The organism is Burkholderia sp. Se-20378 (assembly GCF_017104665.1).
GTDB lineage: Bacteria > Pseudomonadota > Gammaproteobacteria > Burkholderiales > Burkholderiaceae > Burkholderia > Burkholderia lata.
The window spans coordinates 1-2,695 of sequence record NZ_JAAGPG010000820.1; the positions used below are offsets into that span (position 1 = coordinate 1).

Annotated in this window: 3 protein-coding genes; 2 read left to right on the plus strand and 1 reads right to left on the minus strand. The window is 66.4% G+C overall.

Going from position 1 to position 2,695, the window contains the following annotated elements; all coding sequences use genetic code 11:
• Positions 1 to 280 precede the first annotated feature (280 nt).
• A complete protein-coding gene (locus G3N93_RS37890) occupies positions 281 to 1,195 on the plus strand; it encodes a sterol desaturase family protein (protein ID WP_174940369.1) in 915 nt (304 codons plus the stop codon).
• A 95-nt stretch (positions 1,196 to 1,290) separates the two neighbouring features.
• Positions 1,291 to 2,421: an SGNH/GDSL hydrolase family protein gene (locus G3N93_RS37895; RefSeq protein WP_206135311.1), complete on the plus strand. Its 1,131-nt coding sequence runs from the start codon at positions 1,291 to 1,293 to the stop codon at positions 2,419 to 2,421.
• 81 nt (positions 2,422 to 2,502) lie between these two features.
• Here G3N93_RS37895 and G3N93_RS37900 read toward each other — a convergent pair.
• A partial coding sequence (locus tag G3N93_RS37900) for a Sua5 family C-terminal domain-containing protein (RefSeq protein ID WP_277396605.1) occupies positions 2,503 to 2,695 on the minus strand: 193 nt, incomplete at its 5' end.

Sequence of the window (2,695 nt, forward strand, 5' to 3'; positions counted from 1 at the left end):
GCCCGCGCCCCCGCACACCGAATCCCGCCCGCCCCGGTTTGAAACGGTAGCCGCCACCGCCGCGCGGCACACCGCGCGCCGCCCGTGCCAGTAAAACAGGGCCATACCGCCCGGCCCCGTGCCGCGCGGCTTCCGTAAAAACCCTGTCCTCAGAGGGAACCCTCTACGCTCCCCCCTCGCCTAGCGCGTGGCGATTGCGTAGGCTGTTGGCCTGACTGATATCTACAACGGGCCATACGCCCGGCCTCACGGCTTGCAGGGGAAAGAAGGAGACACGCCCATGCGATTCGACGTCGAATTGCTTCTGCTCGCGCTGGCGCCCGTCTTCCTGCTCTGCATCGCGTGGGAGGCCTGGCACCTCGCCCGCACTCGCGCGCAGGACCATGTCTATGCGTGGCGCGACACGCTGTGCAACGCGGCGCTCGCACTGATGCACCAGGGCGCCGACAAGATCGCGTGGCTGTTCGTGATCCCCGTCTATGCGTACTGCTACCAGCACTATCGCCTGTTCACGTGGCACGACAGCTGGCTGTCGTTCGCGGTGCTGTTCGTCGCGCAGGATTTCCTCTACTACGTATTCCATCGCGCAAGCCATCGCGTGCGCTGGCTGTGGGCCGCGCACGTCGTGCACCACTCGTCCGAGCGGATGAATTTCTCGACCGCGTTCCGTCAGAGCCTGATGTACCCGGTCGCGGGGATGTGGGTGTTCTGGCTGCCGCTCGCGTTCGTCGGCTTTCCGCCGCAACAGGTCGTCGGCATCGTGCTGATCAACCTCGCGTTCCAGTTCTTCGTGCATACGCAGGCGATCGGCAAGCTCGGCTGGCTCGAATACGTGCTGAACACGCCGTCGATCCACCGCGCGCACCATGCGCGCAACCCGCGCTACATCGACCGCAATTACGCAGGCGTCCTTGTGATCTGGGATCGCCTGTTCGGCAGCTATGTCGAGGAAACGCCCGACGATCCGCCGCAGTACGGGATCGTCGAGCGGCTCGGCTCGAACAACCCGCTCGTCGCGACGTTCCACGAGTGGGTATCGATGGCCGGCGACGCGTTGCGCGTCGACGGCTGGCGCAACAAGCTGCGCGCGATTTTCGGCCCGCCCGAATGGGCGAGCGCTTATCATGCGCAGATTGCCGAGGCCGCGAACCCCGACCCGCGCACCGTGCCGCTTGCGGCTGCGCGAGACCAATAAACCGTTTCAGCCAACGGCCGCCGCGCAGCCCGGAACCGAGCAGGCACGCGGCAGATGAGAAACACATCAGGCCATATCTACGAGGAGATCGAACGATGCAGACACAACAACACGCACCCGCCCGCACCCGTCAGCGCATGCTGCGCACCGCGCAAGTCGCGATCGCCGGCGCCGCACTGGCGCTGCTCGCCGCATGCGGCGGCGGTGACGACAACAACAGCAACAGCGCGTCGAACACGCCGCCGTCGGGCGTGAAAATGCAGATCGTATCGTTCGGCGACAGCCTGTCCGACGCAGGCACCTACTCGCAGATCAAGCTCGGCTTCGGCGGCGGCCGCTTCACGACCAACCCGGGCCAGGTGTGGACGCAGAACGTCGCGCAGTACTACGGCGACACGCTGCAACCCGCGAACCAGGGCGGTTTCGGCATTCCGCTGCAGGCCACCGGCGGCCTCGGCTACGCACAGGGCGGCTCACGCGTGACGCAGCAGCCGGGTATCGGCCACGCGGACGCCAGCGTACCGAACGCCGACTACGCGCAAGCGACCACGACGCCGATCGCCGACCAGGTCAAGCAATACGTGTCGCAGCACGGTAGCTTCAACGCCGGCCAGGTCGTGCTGCTGAACGGCGGCGCGAACGACATCTTCTACCAGGTCGCAGCGCTGCAAGCCGGCGCGATCACGCCGACGCAACTGCAGCAGAACATCGGCGCCGCCGCGCAACAGCTTGCGGGCATCGTGCAGCAGATCGTCGCCGCCGGCGCGACGCACGTGTTCGTGTCGAACGTGCCGGATATCGGCGGCACGCCGCTCGCGCTGCAAGGCGGCACGCAGACGACCCTCACGCAACTGTCGATGCTGTTCAACGGCACGCTCGCCGCGACGCTGCAGGCACTCAAGGTCGACACGACCAAGTACGTGCTGCTCGACACGTTCACGTGGCAGGACGGCATCCTCGCGAACTACAAGGCGAACGGCTTCGTCGTGTCGAACACCGACACCGCCTGCAACCTGAAGGCGATGGTCCAGGCCGCCACGCAGTACGGCGTCGCGAACGCAACCGCATTCGGCTCGTCGCTGTTCTGCTCGCAGCAGACCTACACGGTCGCGAACGCGGACCAGACCTACATGTTCGCCGACACGGTCCACCCGACGACGCGCCTGCACGCACTGTTCGCGCAGTACGTCGAACAGCAGATCGCGAAGTCCGGCGTCGGCAAGTAAGCCGCCGGCCACGCGCCCAAACGAAAACGCCCGACCGGTTCGCCGGTCGGGCGTTTTTTCATTCCAGTGCCGGGATTGGTGTCAGTCGCGCGCTTCGAACGCGGCCGCCGCGCGGCCGAGGCGATCGTTGACCGCGATCCATTCGACGGTCTCGGGCAGCTTCTCGACGAGAATCCGCGCAACCTGTGCGCGATCGAGCGCACGCAGCATCCCGTACAGGTCGCGCGCATACGCCTGCGGATCTTCCGGCGCCGCGACGAAATGCACGCCGTCG

Coding starts and splice junctions, on each gene's coding strand:
- G3N93_RS37890 (WP_174940369.1), top strand. CDS start 281: ATGCGATTCGACGTCGAATTGCTTCTGCTCGCGCTGGCGCCCGTCTTC.
- G3N93_RS37895 (WP_206135311.1), top strand. CDS start 1,291: ATGCAGACACAACAACACGCACCCGCCCGCACCCGTCAGCGCATGCTG.